General features: G+C 44.4%; 11 protein-coding genes. 7 read left to right on the top strand and 4 right to left on the bottom strand.

Translation table 11 applies throughout. From position 1 onward, the window contains the following. The first annotated feature begins 195 nt into the window (after window positions 1–195). The 6 genes from mntR to HCJ66_RS01835 all read left to right on the top strand — a co-directional run bounded on the left by mntR (window position 196) and on the right by HCJ66_RS01835 (window position 6,210). On the top strand, window positions 196–624 hold the full coding sequence (mntR, locus tag HCJ66_RS01860; RefSeq protein ID WP_187131626.1) for a transcriptional regulator MntR: 429 nt from the start codon (window positions 196–198) through the stop codon (window positions 622–624). A gap of 195 nt (window positions 625–819) precedes the next feature. Then, a complete protein-coding gene (locus HCJ66_RS01855; protein ID WP_187131625.1) occupies window positions 820–2,499 on the top strand; it encodes a formate--tetrahydrofolate ligase in 1,680 nt (559 codons plus the stop codon). Between the two features lie 132 nt (window positions 2,500–2,631). Continuing rightward, window positions 2,632–4,518, top strand: coding sequence for an ABC-F family ATP-binding cassette domain-containing protein (locus HCJ66_RS01850; RefSeq protein ID WP_187131624.1), 1,887 nt, complete (start codon window positions 2,632–2,634; stop codon window positions 4,516–4,518). Window positions 4,519–4,541: 23 nt separating this feature from the next. Continuing rightward, on the top strand, window positions 4,542–5,486 hold the full coding sequence (locus tag HCJ66_RS01845) for a thymidylate synthase (RefSeq protein WP_187131623.1): 945 nt from the start codon (window positions 4,542–4,544) through the stop codon (window positions 5,484–5,486). A gap of 11 nt (window positions 5,487–5,497) precedes the next feature. After that, window positions 5,498–5,986, top strand: a complete 489-nt coding sequence (locus tag HCJ66_RS01840) for a dihydrofolate reductase (RefSeq protein ID WP_187131622.1) — start codon at window positions 5,498–5,500, stop codon at window positions 5,984–5,986. Window positions 5,987–5,997: 11 nt separating this feature from the next. Continuing rightward, window positions 5,998–6,210 (top strand): hypothetical protein, encoded by a 213-nt coding sequence (locus tag HCJ66_RS01835; protein WP_187131621.1) that lies wholly within the window; start codon window positions 5,998–6,000, stop codon window positions 6,208–6,210. Between the two features lie 200 nt (window positions 6,211–6,410). On the opposite strand, the gene HCJ66_RS01830 is transcribed toward HCJ66_RS01835, so the two are convergent. From HCJ66_RS01830 to ccpN, 4 genes are all read right to left on the bottom strand, one after another. After that, window positions 6,411–7,781 (bottom strand): L-cystine transporter, encoded by a 1,371-nt coding sequence (locus HCJ66_RS01830; RefSeq protein ID WP_187131620.1) that lies wholly within the window; start codon window positions 7,779–7,781, stop codon window positions 6,411–6,413. Window positions 7,782–8,501: 720 nt separating this feature from the next. After that, window positions 8,502–11,138: a pyruvate, phosphate dikinase gene (ppdK, locus tag HCJ66_RS01825; protein WP_187131619.1), complete on the bottom strand. Its 2,637-nt coding sequence runs from the start codon at window positions 11,136–11,138 to the stop codon at window positions 8,502–8,504. 25 nt (window positions 11,139–11,163) lie between these two features. Continuing rightward, the gene (locus HCJ66_RS01820) at window positions 11,164–11,967 is read right to left on the bottom strand and encodes a pyruvate, water dikinase regulatory protein (RefSeq protein WP_187131775.1); all 804 of its coding nucleotides are present in this window, start codon (window positions 11,965–11,967) and stop codon (window positions 11,164–11,166) included. 13 nt (window positions 11,968–11,980) lie between these two features. Then, on the bottom strand, window positions 11,981–12,598 hold the full coding sequence (ccpN, locus tag HCJ66_RS01815; protein WP_187131618.1) for a transcriptional regulator CcpN: 618 nt from the start codon (window positions 12,596–12,598) through the stop codon (window positions 11,981–11,983). 155 nt (window positions 12,599–12,753) lie between these two features. Here ccpN and HCJ66_RS01810 point away from each other — a divergent pair, with 155 nt between their 5' ends. Continuing rightward, the gene (locus HCJ66_RS01810; RefSeq protein WP_187131617.1) at window positions 12,754–13,842 is read left to right on the top strand and encodes a low temperature requirement protein A; all 1,089 of its coding nucleotides are present in this window, start codon (window positions 12,754–12,756) and stop codon (window positions 13,840–13,842) included. The last annotated feature ends 11 nt before the right edge of the window (window positions 13,843–13,853 follow it).

The raw sequence follows: 13,853 nt of genomic DNA, 5'->3' as shown, positions 1-13,853 counted from the left end.
ATACGGCAGGACGTGGAGACAAGCGAGTATGATATGTTAATAATAAACCTGTGGCTGTGGCTACGTCAAGTTGTTTCTAAAGCGTTTACATGGATTCGTCTTTTTTCGGAAAAATGAACCCTTTGGAGAGGCGATTTCTGGCAGGGTATGTTAGAATGGAGAGGTGAAAGAAATCAAGGTTGGAGGAAAATGAAAATGCCAACACCAAGCATGGAAGACTATATCGAGAAAATCTATTCATTGATTGAATCCAAAGGTTATGCTCGAGTATCAGATATTGCGGAGGAGCTTTTAGTGCATCCGTCTTCTGTTACAAAAATGGTTCAGAAACTGGATAAGGATGAATATCTAGTGTATGAGAAATATCGTGGCTTAATTTTAACACCAAAGGGGAAAATGATTGGGAAACGGTTGCTAGAACGGCACGCGTTGCTTGAGAACTTTCTTGGGATTATTGGTGTGGAAGAGGCACGCATTTATGAAGATGTGGAAGGAATTGAGCATCATTTGAGCTGGAATTCGATTAACCGAATTGGTGATGTCGTCCAGTTTTTTGAAGAGAACCCGGATGCCCTTGCTAAACTTCAAGGAATGCAACATGTATCGCGATATCCAGAAGATTAATTTTTGAAAAGATTTCCTGTCAGTGCTAATGGCTTTTACGCGCAATTTTTGTAGAAGGCTCAAGACTAGCACTAAGCCGGTTTATTTCCGGTACAACAAAAAGAAAGCCGTTACATTGCGATTGGACAAGTATGTTGTCGAGATGCGGTATTGGCAGGAATTTTTTAATAGTTACATATTGAGAGGGGAATTTAAATGGCAAACAAAGTAAAGTCTGACATTGAAATCGCATCCGTAGCAGAAATCAAACCAATCACAGAGGTTGCAGAGGCAATTGGATTAAGTGTAGAGGAATTGGAGTTGTTCGGTAAGTATAAGGCGAAACTGAGCTATGACACGATTCACTCGCTTGTGAACAAAGAGGATGGCAAATTGGTGCTGGTGACGGCGATCAATCCAACACCTGCGGGCGAGGGAAAATCGACGGTAACGGTTGGACTCGGAGACGCTCTTGCGAAAAAGAAAAAAACAATGATTGCGCTTCGTGAACCTTCGCTTGGCCCAACCATGGGGATTAAGGGTGGCGCGACTGGCGGCGGTTATGCTCAGGTTATTCCGATGGAGGATATTAATCTTCATTTTACTGGTGATTTTCATGCAATAACGGCGGCAAACAATGCGTTGTCAGCGTTTATCGATAATCATATGCAACAAGGTAACGAGCTTCGTATAGATCAACGTCGCATCGTTTGGAAACGAGTGGTTGATTTGAATGATCGTGCGTTACGAAAAGTGATTGTTGGGCTTGGTGGACCGATTCAAGGTGTGCCGCGCGAAGATGGTTTTGATATCACGGTAGCATCTGAAATTATGGCGATTATTTGCTTGGCGAGTGATTTGAAGGATTTGAAACATCGCTTGAGTGAAATCGTGATTGGTTATAATTATGATCGTGAGCCAGTGACGGTTGGTGAAATGGGCTATGAGGGCGCGCTGACATTGTTATTGAAGGAAGCGCTTAAGCCAAACTTGGTGCAGACGCTCGAGCACACGCCGGCAATTGTTCATGGTGGACCTTTTGCGAATATTGCGCATGGTTGTAACAGTATTTCGGCAACAAAAACAGCGCTTAAGTTAGCGGATTATGTCGTGACAGAGGCTGGTTTTGGTGCGGATCTTGGTGCGGAGAAATTCCTTGATATTAAGGTGCCAGCGCTTGATAAAGCTCCGGATTGTGTCGTTATTGTAGCGACAATTCGCGCGCTTAAGATGCACGGCGGTGTTGCGAAAACGGAACTTGGTGCGGAGAATGTGAAGGCACTGATTAAAGGTTTTGCGAACTTGCAAAAACATGTGGATACAGTAACGCAATTTGGACTTCCTTATGTTATCGCGATTAATAAATTTATCACGGATACAGATGCGGAAGTTGCACAACTGGAAGCGCTTTGTAAAGAATACGATATCCCGTTCTCCTTGACGGAAGTTTGGGAAAAGGGCGGTGCTGGTGGCGCTGAACTTGCGGATAAAGTCATCGCGGCGGTGGAAAGTGGTAAAGCGAACTACACGCGTATGTATGATAATGCGGATTCGATGGAAGAGAAATTGAACGCGATTGTTACCAAAGTATACGGTGGCCGTGGCGTGGAACTTTCGAGCAAAGCACAAAAGCAAATCGTTGAGTTCAAGAAGTATGGCTGGGATCGTTACCCGATTTGTATGGCGAAAACGCAGTATTCCTTGACGGATGATCCGACGATGCTTGGTCGGCCAACGGATTTCGTGATTCATATTCGTGAGTTTATTCCGAAGCTTGGTGCAGGATTTGTCGTTGCTTTAACGGGTGACGTGATGACGATGCCAGGACTTCCGAAGAAACCGGCGGCGCTCAATATGGACGTCGATGAAAAAGGAAATGCGATGGGGTTGTTCTAATTTTATAGGTTAAGAATGAGCTGGGAATCTGAATGTGGATTTCCCGGCTTTTTTGCGCGTAAATTCTTTGATTGCTTCCTTGTCCAAACTTCGCTAAAATAGAAGAGACATATACGGAATGGATGGGAAGTAATGAAACAATTAAAAGTAGAAAATTTGACGAAGACATACGGCGAGAAAAGTCTTTTTGAAGATGTGACGTTTGCGATTACGGAAGGCGAGCGTATCGGAGTTATCGGAGTGAATGGTACTGGGAAATCGACGCTGCTTTCGATTATTGCAGGAATGGAAGAAGGCGATAAGGGCGCGATTACCAAGGCGAAGGACTACACGATTGGTTTCTTGGCGCAGGATCCAGTCTTGATGGATGAGCATACGGTGCTTGAGGAGGTTTTCCAAGGGGAGACGCGGGCGCTTCAAGCTGTCCGGAAGTATGAGCAGGTGTTGCTTGAAATGGCGATTGATCCGGATGATACGAAATTGCACGATCGTTTTACGGAGGCGCAGCATGCGATGGACGCGACGAATGCCTGGGATGTGAACACGGATGCGAAAACGATTCTAGATCGCTTAGGGATTACGGATTTGACGGCAAAAGTTGGATCGTTGTCTGGTGGACAGCGTAAGCGTGTGGGTCTTGCAAAAGTGATGATTGAAACGCCTGATTTGCTAATTTTGGATGAGCCTACCAACCATCTTGATTTTACATCGATTCGCTTCTTGGAAGATTATTTGAATCGGTTTCGTGGTGCGGTTTTACTTGTGACGCATGATCGGTATTTCTTGGATCGTGTCACGAATCACATGTTGGAAATTGACCGCGGCACGGCGTATCGCTATGTTGGAAACTATGAGAAATTTATGGAGTCCAAGGCGATTCGGATGGAAAATGAAATGCGTGAAGGCGAGAAAAATCGTAACTTGTACCGGAAAGAGCTTGCTTGGATGCGTCGTGGTGCGAAAGCCCGTTCTACGAAGCAAAAAGCGCGTCAAGATCGCTTCTCTGACTTGGAGGGGAAAGTGAAATCAAAGACGGATGATACGGAATTGCAACTTGATTTTGCGACGTCACGGCTGGGTAAACAGGTATTTACGCTCGAAAATGTGGATAAACGTTTTGCGGAGAAACATGTTTTGCAGGACTTCAGCTTGATTATTCAGCCTGGTGAGCGCATCGGGATTACCGGAAATAACGGGACTGGGAAATCGACATTGCTCAATATGCTAGCTGGTCGTGTAACGCCTGATACTGGTGAAATCGCAACTGGGCAAACCGTTCGAATCGGTTATTATACGCAACAAAATGAGGAAATGGACCCAGATCAACGGATGATTGCGTATTTGCAAGAAGCGAGTGAAGTGGTGAAAACATCGGACGGTGAAGTGGTTTCGGTTTCTAATATGTTGGAACGATTCCTATTTCCACCAATCACGCACGGGAAGAAAATCGGGAGTTTATCGGGAGGCGAGAAGCGTCGTCTGTTCTTGTTGAAAATTTTGATGGAGCGTCCGAATGTGCTTTTGCTAGATGAGCCGACGAATGACTTGGATACACAGACGCTGACGGTTTTAGAGGATTATTTGGAGACGTTTAACGGTACGGTTATTACGGTCAGCCATGATCGCTACTTTTTGGATAAGATTGCTCGGAAGCTGTTGGTGTTCACGGGGATTGGCCAGATTGAGACGTATCTAGGTGAGTATAGTGATTTCTTGACGGATTATGAGTCGCGCAAAGGAAAGTCGAAAATGTTCGCGATGGAGCCGGAGAAGGAAGTTGTTGTGGAGAAGCCGAAAGAAAAGGTCAAGCATACATTCGAAGAGAAGCGTGAGTGGGCGTCAATTGAAGGTTTGATTGAGGCGCAAGAGGCTAAGATTACGACGATTAATGCTGATTTGGAAACGGTTGGTTCGGATTTTACGAAGGCGAATGAGTTAAATAGTGCGCTTTTAGAGGCTGAAACAGAGTTAGAACGTTTGATGGAACGTTGGGAATATTTGTCGCAGTTTGCTGATTAAGTGAGAAGTGGGGGCATGAATAAATGAAGCAATATTTGGAGTTGGAGCGGTTTGTGTTGGAGAATGGCACGCAAAAAGGGGACCGGACGGGGACTGGAACGATTAGTACATTCGGTTACCAAATGCGCTATGATTTGGCGGAAGGTTTCCCAATCATGACGACGAAGCGTGTTCCTTTTAAATTGGTTGTCAGTGAATTGTTATGGTTTTTGCATGGGGACACGAATATTCGTTACCTTTTGGAGCATAATAATAATATTTGGAATGAATGGGCGTTTGAGCGTTGGGTGAAGAGCGCGGATTACAATGGTCCAGACATGACGGATTTTGGTTTGCGTGCAGAATCTGATGAGTCGTTTAAGGCGGTTTATTTGGAAGAAATGGCGAGCTTTAAGGCGCGGATTTTGGCGGATGATGCTTTTGCGGCGCAATACGGTGAGCTTGGAAATATTTACGGAAAACAGTGGCGGGAATGGCGGATGTCGACTGGGGAAACGATTGATCAGCTGGCGGATTTGATTGCGATGATTAAGACGAACCCGAATTCGCGACGTCTGATTGTATCAGCTTGGAACCCAGAGGATGTGCCGAGCATGGCGTTACCACCGTGTCATACGCTGTTTCAATTTTATGTGGCGGATGGGAAACTCAGTTGTCAGTTGTACCAACGAAGCGCGGATATTTTCTTAGGTGTGCCGTTTAATATTGCTTCTTATGCGCTTTTGACGCATTTAATTGCACGGGAAACGGGTCTTGCTGTCGGTGAGTTTGTGCACACGATGGGAGATGCGCATCTTTACAATAATCATATCGAGCAGGTAAAGGAGCAGTTGACGCGTGAGCCTCGCACATTGCCAAAACTTGTTTTATCGGACAAACCGGCATCGATTTTTGATTTTGATGTGGCAGATGTGACGCTTGAGGGATACGATCCTCATCCAGCGATTAAAGCACCGATTTCAGTTTGAGGAGGACGACGATGTTAACGTTTATTTGGGCGCAGGATAGGGATGGCTACATTGGCAAGGGTAATACGATGCCGTGGCGTTTACCTGCTGATTTGCAACATTTTAAGAGGGAAACGAACGGGCATACCATCGTGATGGGGCGTAAAACGTACGAATCGATTGGAAGAGCGTTGCCGAACCGGGAAACCATCGTTTTGACACGTGATACGAGCTACACTTTACCAGACGCAAAAGTGGTGCATTCGAAAGAGGCAATATTGGAGCTGGCGGCCGAGAAAAACGTGTTTATTACTGGCGGCGCGGAAATTTATCACTTGTTTTTAGAAGATGCTGATGCCCTTATTGTGACGCATGTCGAGGCGAATTGTGGTGGAGATACACGTTTTCCAGCAATTCAGTGGTCGGATTGGAAGTTAACGAAGCGTGTGGACGGCGTTCGAGATGCTAAAAATGAGCTTGATTTCTGGTATGGCTGGTATGAAAAAATAGGAAATAATTGAGGTTTTAGCGAATGGATACGACAAAGGAAATGCGATTGAGGTTTCACGTATTAGGCTATTTTTTGGTGAGCTTATTATTTGTCGGTGCTGGCCTAATGTTGGGGGCAAGCGGTGTCTCAGATAGTATTGTGACGGCGCTGTTCTCGTTTGCAAAATATATGATATTGAGTTTGATTGTCAGCTTGTTTTTAATTATGGTCAGGATAGCAAGGGCTCATTTGTAGCTCTTGTTTATTTTATCGATTGGTGTGTGACAACCCATATTACTTGATATTTCGGGAGGTTCTTACGCGATAACATTTACCTATTTAGCGATTTGCCTCGTTTTAGCAGGACTGATTGTACCGACACTGAAAACCAGAAAAACAATATAAAAATGGCGTTAAGTCAAGGTTTGGGTCCTTGATTTAACGCCATTTTTTGTTTATGCTTCTGCCAATGTTTGTTCTTCTTCTTTTAGCTCACCGGTAGCCTTGCTTGTAACAAGTCCGGCAACCATACTATCACTTACGTTCAGCGCTGTACGACCCATATCGATCAGTGGCTCGATGGAAATTAATACACCAGCCAGACCGATTGGCAAGTTCAGCGTGGAGAGTACGATGATCGCGGCAAAAGTTGCACCGCCACCAACACCAGCAACACCAAATGAGCTAATTGCAACAACGAGCACGACGGTTAAAATGAATTTCCAAGAAAATGGATCAATACCAGCCGCTGGAGCAATCATAATCGCAAGCATTGCCGGATAAATCCCAGCACAGCCATTTTGCCCGATGGATAAACCGAATGATGCCGCAAAATTCGCAATACCTTCTGGCACGCCTAATTTTTTCTGGGTATCAATATTCAGTGGAATCGCACCAGCACTCGTTCTAGAAGTGAAAGCAAACGTTAGAACAGGTAATGATTTGCGAATATAGGTCATCGGACTTGTTCCTGTGAAAGCGACAATCACGAGGTGAATAATAAACATCGCGATGAGCGCTGCGTAAGATGCAAGGACGAAATTCCCAAGTTTTAAAATCGCGGACGTATCACTTAGGGCAACGGTGCTTGTCATAATCGCAAAAACACCATATGGAGTTAAGCGAAGAATCAGCTTCACGATACGAAGAATAATCGCATAAATCGCGTCGACACCCTTTGCGAATGTAGCAGCTTCTTCGGGTTGCTTGCGCTGTACACCAAGGAAAGCGGCCCCGATAAATGCTGCAAAAATAACGACGGCAACAGTGGAAGTCGCGCGTGCACCAGTGAAATCAAGGAATGGATTAGCAGGCAAGAGCTCCACGATTTTTTGCGGGAACGATAAATCACTGATTCCTGCAAATTTATCTTGAAGTTCCGTTGCACGAGCCGCTTCGGTAGCGCCTTGTGAAATATTGCTGGCGTCAAGATGGAATAGAAGGGCAGCCCCGATACCAACGAAAGCCGCGATGGCAGCCGTGATGACTAGCGTGCCGATAATCCACATACCGACTTTTGCAATATTGGTTTTTAATTGCAAACGCGTAAAAGCAGTAACAATGGAGATGAAGATAAGTGGGATAGCGATCATTTGTAGCAGTTTGACATACCCGCCACCGATGATCCCCAGCCAATCCGTCGTCTGCGTTGTGACACTGGACGCCGCGCCGTAAATAAATTGCAAGACAAAACCAGCGACAATACCGATACCAAGCGCTAGTAGCACCCGTTTTGAAAATGAAACATGACGCTTCGCAAGCCAACCAAAAATGAAAATGATGATGGCAGCCACGACTAAATTAATAATTAAAAATGCTGTATCCATATAAAAAAATCCTCCCTTTTTAAATCCAGAAATTACGAAAACGTATAATTCCGATAAGATTTGTTGGTATTAGATTACATGGAAAAAGGAGGTTTGTCAAGAACGAAAAGCTGAAACGGCCCGTTCAGCTCCGAAAAAAACTGGAGCGGCCGCAGTAAAAAGCCGCTCTTGCTTTTTGCGGAGGGCGTGAAGTTTTCGAGGAGTTGGCCGTTGAAGCTAGATCTGGAGGCGATGATAAGTCAAAGCACCGAGCGTTCCCGCGAATAAGATTGCCAGGTTATGAATGACTGCCAAATCATTATTAGTCCGCCGTCCAGATTTGTTGGAGTACAAGGAACGAATGCTCGCTTTGCTCACACTCGTATTGAGGCTCTAAATCGGCGAATGATGCCTCATAAGAGCCATAACATAAAAGTCCTCCTTTGACTTTTACGGAGGCCACGAAAATTTCGAGCGGATCAACAAAAAAGGGGGTTCATTCCACATTAATGTTCTAGAAAGCAACCGATTCTAAGCAGGACAACAAGCAAAAACCAAGGTGTTTCAATATTCGAGTGGCAGGGCGGCGTCTTAGTTTTGCGCATAAGATCCACGGATGGATTACCTGCTCACTGCGTTCGCATGCCTATTGAGGATCTAATTCAGCAAGAAATACTTCATAAAAATCCTCAACAAAAGCCCCAAGCAGCGATATCCCATCACCACCCAGGGCCTCATCTTCTATACAGTCACTTTCTCCCGCTCCTCCAAAATCGACGCTTGAGCCGCTGCAATCCGAGCAATCGGAATCCGGTATGGCGAGCAGGAAACATATTGCAATCCTAACCGATGGAAGAACTGAATCGAAGCAGGATCGCCACCATGCTCTCCGCAAACGCCCATTTTAAGCGCTGGATTTGTCATTCGCCCGCGTTGCACAGCAGTGGTCACAAGTGCTCCAACGCCTTTTTGATCAATCGATTGGAACGGATCTGTCGGCAAAATTTTCTGTTCTTGGTACGCGTATAAGAATTTATTCGCATCATCTCTAGAAAATCCAAACGTCAATTGCGTTAGATCATTGGTTCCAAAACTGAAAAATTGTGCCTCCTCAGCAATTTCATCAGCCGTAACACATGCGCGCGGAATTTCAATCATCGTCCCAATATCGAATGGCAACACCAATTGCTCTTTTCGGAATATCGTTTGAATCGCTTCTTTCAGCTGGTTCTTAATAATCGCGATCTCTTCTCTACTCGAAACAAGAGGAACCATAATCTCAGGGTACACCGCAATACCTTCGTCATGAATGTGAATCGCGCTTTCAATAATCGCTTCGGCTTGCATGATATAAATCTCCGGGAATGTGATTGCCAAGCGACAACCGCGATGTCCAAGCATTGGATTCGTTTCCGCTAAATCATGTATGCGTTGCTTAATTTCCTCCGCAGGTTTCCCGATTTCTCGCGCCAATTTTTCAATATCACGATCGGTTTTCGGTAAAAATTCATGTAACGGTGGATCCAGCAGGCGAATATTCACGGGTTTTCCATTAGCAGCTCGGAAAATGCCTACAAAATCAGCTTTTTGCATCTCTTTCAAATGGGCGAGAGCAATCATCCGCTCTTCCTTCGTCTCCGCGATAATCATTTGACGTACGTGCGGAATTCGGTCTTCTTGGAAAAACATGTGCTCCGTTCGGCAAAGTCCAACACCCTCTGCGCCAAAATGCAATCCGACTTCCAAATCATCAGGAGAATCCGCATTCACACGAACAACGAGTTTCTTCGCCTCGTTCACCCAGCTCATCAATTCTTCAAAATGACCACCGATTTCTGTCTCGACAAGTGGGATTTCACCAAGATAAATACTCCCAGTCGAACCGTTCAGTGAGAGAAAGTCGCCTTCCTTTAACGTAGCTGTAGCACTTTGCATCACTTTTTTCGTTTCATCAATCGCAATCGAATCGCATCCCGCAACGCAACATTTTCCCATACCACGAGCGACAACAGCCGCGTGCGATGTCATGCCACCGTGCGCCGTCAAAATCGCAACACTTTTTGCCATCCCCTCGATATCCTCCGGTGATGTCTCATTGCGTACAAGTACGACTTTTTCACCGCGTTCAGCAGCATCAACCGCATCTTCGGCATTAAAATAAATTTGACCCGTCGCTGCACCAGGAGAAGCAGGGAGGCCAGTTGCGAGTGATGTCGCTGCATGAAGGCTTGTTTCATCAAAAGAAGGGTGGAGTAGTTGGTCAATTTGAGCCGTGTCAATCCGCATAATTGCTTCTTCTTTTGTTAACTTCCCTTCATGTACGAGATCCACCGCAATGTTGATGGCCGCTTGCGCCGTCCGCTTCCCATTACGCGTCTGCAGTACAAAAAGTTCGCCTTTTTCAATCGTGAATTCAATATCTTGCATGTCCAAATAATGTAACTCAAGTAGGGCGGCGACTTCGAGCAATTGTTTATAAACCTCGGGCATCATGTCTTCCAAATGTGAAATCGGCTCTGGTGTTCTAATCCCAGCAACGACATCCTCACCTTGCGCATTCAACAAATACTCCCCGAAAAAGAGATTTTCGCCAGTCGAAGGATTTCGTGTAAAAGCAATGCCTGTCCCACTCGTATCACCAGTATTTCCAAACACCATCGACTGAATATTGACAGCGGTTCCAAGTTGGTTATCAATATGATGGAGGCGACGATAAACAGCAGCCCGCGGATTTTCCCATGAATCAAAAACAGCGGTAATCGATAGGCGTAATTGTTGGAAGGGATCTTGCGGGAAATCGCGCCCAGAAGCACTGACGTAAAGCGCTTTGTATGTGGCAATCAAATCTTGCAAATCGTCAGCGGAAAGTTCTGTATCCAGCGTATAATTTTTCTGTTCTTTTAAATCGGTAAGCGCTTGCTCAAAACGATAACTAGGAATTTGAAAAACAACATCGCCGAACATCTGGATAAAACGGCGGTAACAATCATAGCTAGAACGCGCGTCATTGGTAGCTTTCACAAGTCCGAGAACCGACTGATCGTTCAGCCCTAGATTTAGAATCGTATCCATCATCCCGGGCATTGAAAAAGGAGCACCGGAACGCACGGAGATGAGGAGAGGGTTTGTCGTATCGCCAAATTTCTTCCCAGTCTCTTCCTCCAAAATGTGTAGATGTGTCATCATTTCAGCATAAATATCGTCCGATAAGTATTGATGGTGCTCATTGTAGTCTTTACAAGCCTCCGTTGAAATCGTAAAGCCAGGCGGAACAGGCAGTCCAATATTTGTCATTTCGGCTAAATTGGCACCTTTTCCACCTAATAAGTACTTCATTTCCTTCGAACCTTCATTAAAATGATACACAAATTTTCTCAAAATAGTCACCTCTAACATTAGATTTTTATTTCACGTTTTCAATGATTAGGGCTGCGGTTTCTTCAATAGCTTTGTCTTCTACTTGAATGATACGGCATCCGAGCTGTTTAAAAATACGATATCCGTAGTCAAGTTCCTCTAAAATACGGTTTTCACTCGAGTAACTGCTTGTTTCATCCAAACCAATCGATTTTAGGCGAACTTTGCGGATGGCGGAGAGTTTTTCTGGACTGTTTGTTAGACCGATGATGCGATTTCTCGGAATCTGGGTGAGCTCTGCTGGAATCGGAACTTCTGGAACGAGCGGAACATTGGCCACTTTGTAGTTTTGGTTGGCGAGATAGCTGCTAAGTGGTGTTTTACTAGTACGGGAAATGCCAATCAGCACGATATCTGCTTCCAATAAACCGCGTGGATCCTTGCAATCATCATACTTAACGGCAAATTCGATGGCCGCAATCCGGTCGAAATAATGTTGATCTAACCTGCGCATATTTCCAGGATCTTCTTTAGATTGTTGCCCCGTTTTCTGTTCGATAGCGGTGGTGAGGTTGGATACAAGGTCGATGCAGGGCAGGTGGTGCTTGGCGCAATAGTCGCTGGAAATAGTGCTTAACTTCTTTTGTACCAAGGTTTGGACGATAATTGCGTCCGCTTTTTTTGCTTCTTCTAAAATTTCAAGCAAGGCTTCCTCGTCGCGAACAAAGGCGTGACGGCGAATATCAGCACCGCCTTCTAATGTAAACTGAGCGGTGGAAGCGCGAATAAGATGTTGTGCGGTTTCTCCGATGGCGTCTGAAATAACATAAATGATGACAGTAGACTTCATTTTTACCTCCGATTTATTCATTTTTGAACGTATCCACGAAAAGTTGCGTCAATCGTGTTTTAGAAACTTTTCCAATTGCTTTTTTGCCTTCCATAACAGGCAGAGAGTCAATTTGATGAATCACGAGTTGTTGCGCTGCGTAGAGGGCAGAATCTGTTTTTGTGACGGTTAAAATATTAGGCATCCGCGTCATAATCGTCGCAATTGGTGTCGCCTTTTTATCGGTGTCAGCAAGCGCGCCTTTTAGCAGATCTTTGCGAGAGACAATACCAATCAGCTCTGACGCTTCGATTACATATAAACTGCCAGTATCCTCTAAAAAAAGGGTGACAATTGCATCGTGAATCGAGGTTTCCTTCGTTACAAATACAGGTATCGTCATAATTTCAGCTACCTTCAAATGGCGAATATCTTCATAGATGGTAGGATTTAAATCGAGTCCCGAATAAAAATAACCGACTTTCGGACGGGCATCTAAAATACCAGTCATCGTCAAAATTGATAAATCAGCGCGAATCGTGGCGCGGGTTAACTCTAAAGAACGCGCGATTTGATCGCCTGTTGCAGGTTCGTTTACTTTCACAAATTCAATGATGGCTAGTTGTCGTGCTGAGAGCTTTATTTGGCCCACCTCATTTCGATATAGGATATGCTGTTTATTATATAGTATGACATAATAGAATGCAAATGATTAATGTGTCATACTAATAAAAAGTAATAATCTCATTTTTTGCTTCCCTCACACAGCTTCGTTATAATTAGCGAAAGAAAAGGGGGCGTTCTCTTGTGCCGAAAAAGGTAACATGGTTAGAGTTATTTTTTGATTTATTATTTGTTGGGGCAATTGCGTCAGTCACACATGTGCTACTATATATGGAAGATGGTGCAATCGATGCGAGCATTTTTTGGAAGTTTGTTCTCATGTTTGTGCCGCTATGGTGGGCTTGGACAGGGCAGACGTTATTTATCAATCGCTATGGCAATGATTTGTTACCGCAACGACTGCTCATCGGACTAGAGATTATGTTCGTATTATTGATGATATCTAGTTTTAATATTCATTTTGACGAAACGTATATCACTTTTTTTATAGGGTATATCGGATTGAGAATGATTACGGCGATTCAATATCTTTTTGCTGCAAAAAAAGAAAAAGCAGCTCGCAGGAACGTGGCGCTTTTTCTAGGTAAATACTTTTGGATTGGGATTTTAGTATCTTCCATCTCCTTGTTTTTAGACGGAGAATGGCGTTATATCATGCTTTATGTAGGAATCGTATTGGATATTTTAGTGCCGCTAATAGGCCGCAAGCGATTACGTCAAGTTCCGATTCATACGGAGCATTTGTTGGAACGCTTTGGTTTGTTTACAATCATATTACTAGGAGAATCGATTGTCGCGATTATTTCTGTACTATCGACGGAAGTGATGGATCTTGGCCTGATTTTTTACGCGGCCTGCGCTATTATCTTAGTATTGCTGATTTGGTGGCAGTATTTTGATAACTTAGAGAAAAAATTGGACAAAGAACAGCAGACAGCAGGGCAACTGATTATTTATGGCCACTTATTTATTTTTTTATCGCTATCAACAACCGCTGCAGGTATCAAAATGCTCATTTTACCAGATGTATCATATCATTTCGTTGTTTTCTTCCTGTTTAGCTCGGTTTTGGTGTATGTTCTTGCTTTTTCGGGAACATTTCATTTATATCGGGTCCCAGAGGAACGGCTGGCCTGGATACACTTGGCCTTGTTTATCGGTTTACTCACAGGGTTATTCGTTCTTGTCTGGTTTGTAGTGCTTTCTCCCGCGCTCGTATTGTTGGTATTATGCATCTTTTTCCTCATTTTTGGGATGATGACATCGAAATAAAATGGCTTTCC

Origin of the sequence: Paenilisteria portnoyi, from assembly GCF_014322795.1 — a bacterium.
Classification (GTDB): domain Bacteria; phylum Bacillota; class Bacilli; order Lactobacillales; family Listeriaceae; genus Listeria_A; species Listeria_A portnoyi.
Note: the sequence above shows the minus strand (reverse complement) of the source record. Positions and strands in the feature narration are given on the sequence as shown.

What these genes read in the sequence shown, in the direction of transcription:
- mntR (WP_187131626.1), top strand. Translation starts at nt 196, where the DNA reads ATGCCAACACCAAGCATGGAAGACTATATCGAGAAAATCTATTCATTG.
- HCJ66_RS01850 (WP_187131624.1), top strand. Translation starts at nt 2,632, where the DNA reads ATGAAACAATTAAAAGTAGAAAATTTGACGAAGACATACGGCGAGAAA.
- HCJ66_RS01840 (WP_187131622.1), top strand. Translation starts at nt 5,498, where the DNA reads ATGTTAACGTTTATTTGGGCGCAGGATAGGGATGGCTACATTGGCAAG.
- HCJ66_RS01820 (WP_187131775.1), bottom strand. Translation starts at nt 11,967, where the DNA reads ATGAAGTCTACTGTCATCATTTATGTTATTTCAGACGCCATCGGAGAA.
- HCJ66_RS01835 (WP_187131621.1), top strand. Translation starts at nt 5,998, where the DNA reads ATGGATACGACAAAGGAAATGCGATTGAGGTTTCACGTATTAGGCTAT.
- HCJ66_RS01845 (WP_187131623.1), top strand. Translation starts at nt 4,542, where the DNA reads ATGAAGCAATATTTGGAGTTGGAGCGGTTTGTGTTGGAGAATGGCACG.
- HCJ66_RS01855 (WP_187131625.1), top strand. Translation starts at nt 820, where the DNA reads ATGGCAAACAAAGTAAAGTCTGACATTGAAATCGCATCCGTAGCAGAA.
- HCJ66_RS01830 (WP_187131620.1), bottom strand. Translation starts at nt 7,781, where the DNA reads ATGGATACAGCATTTTTAATTATTAATTTAGTCGTGGCTGCCATCATC.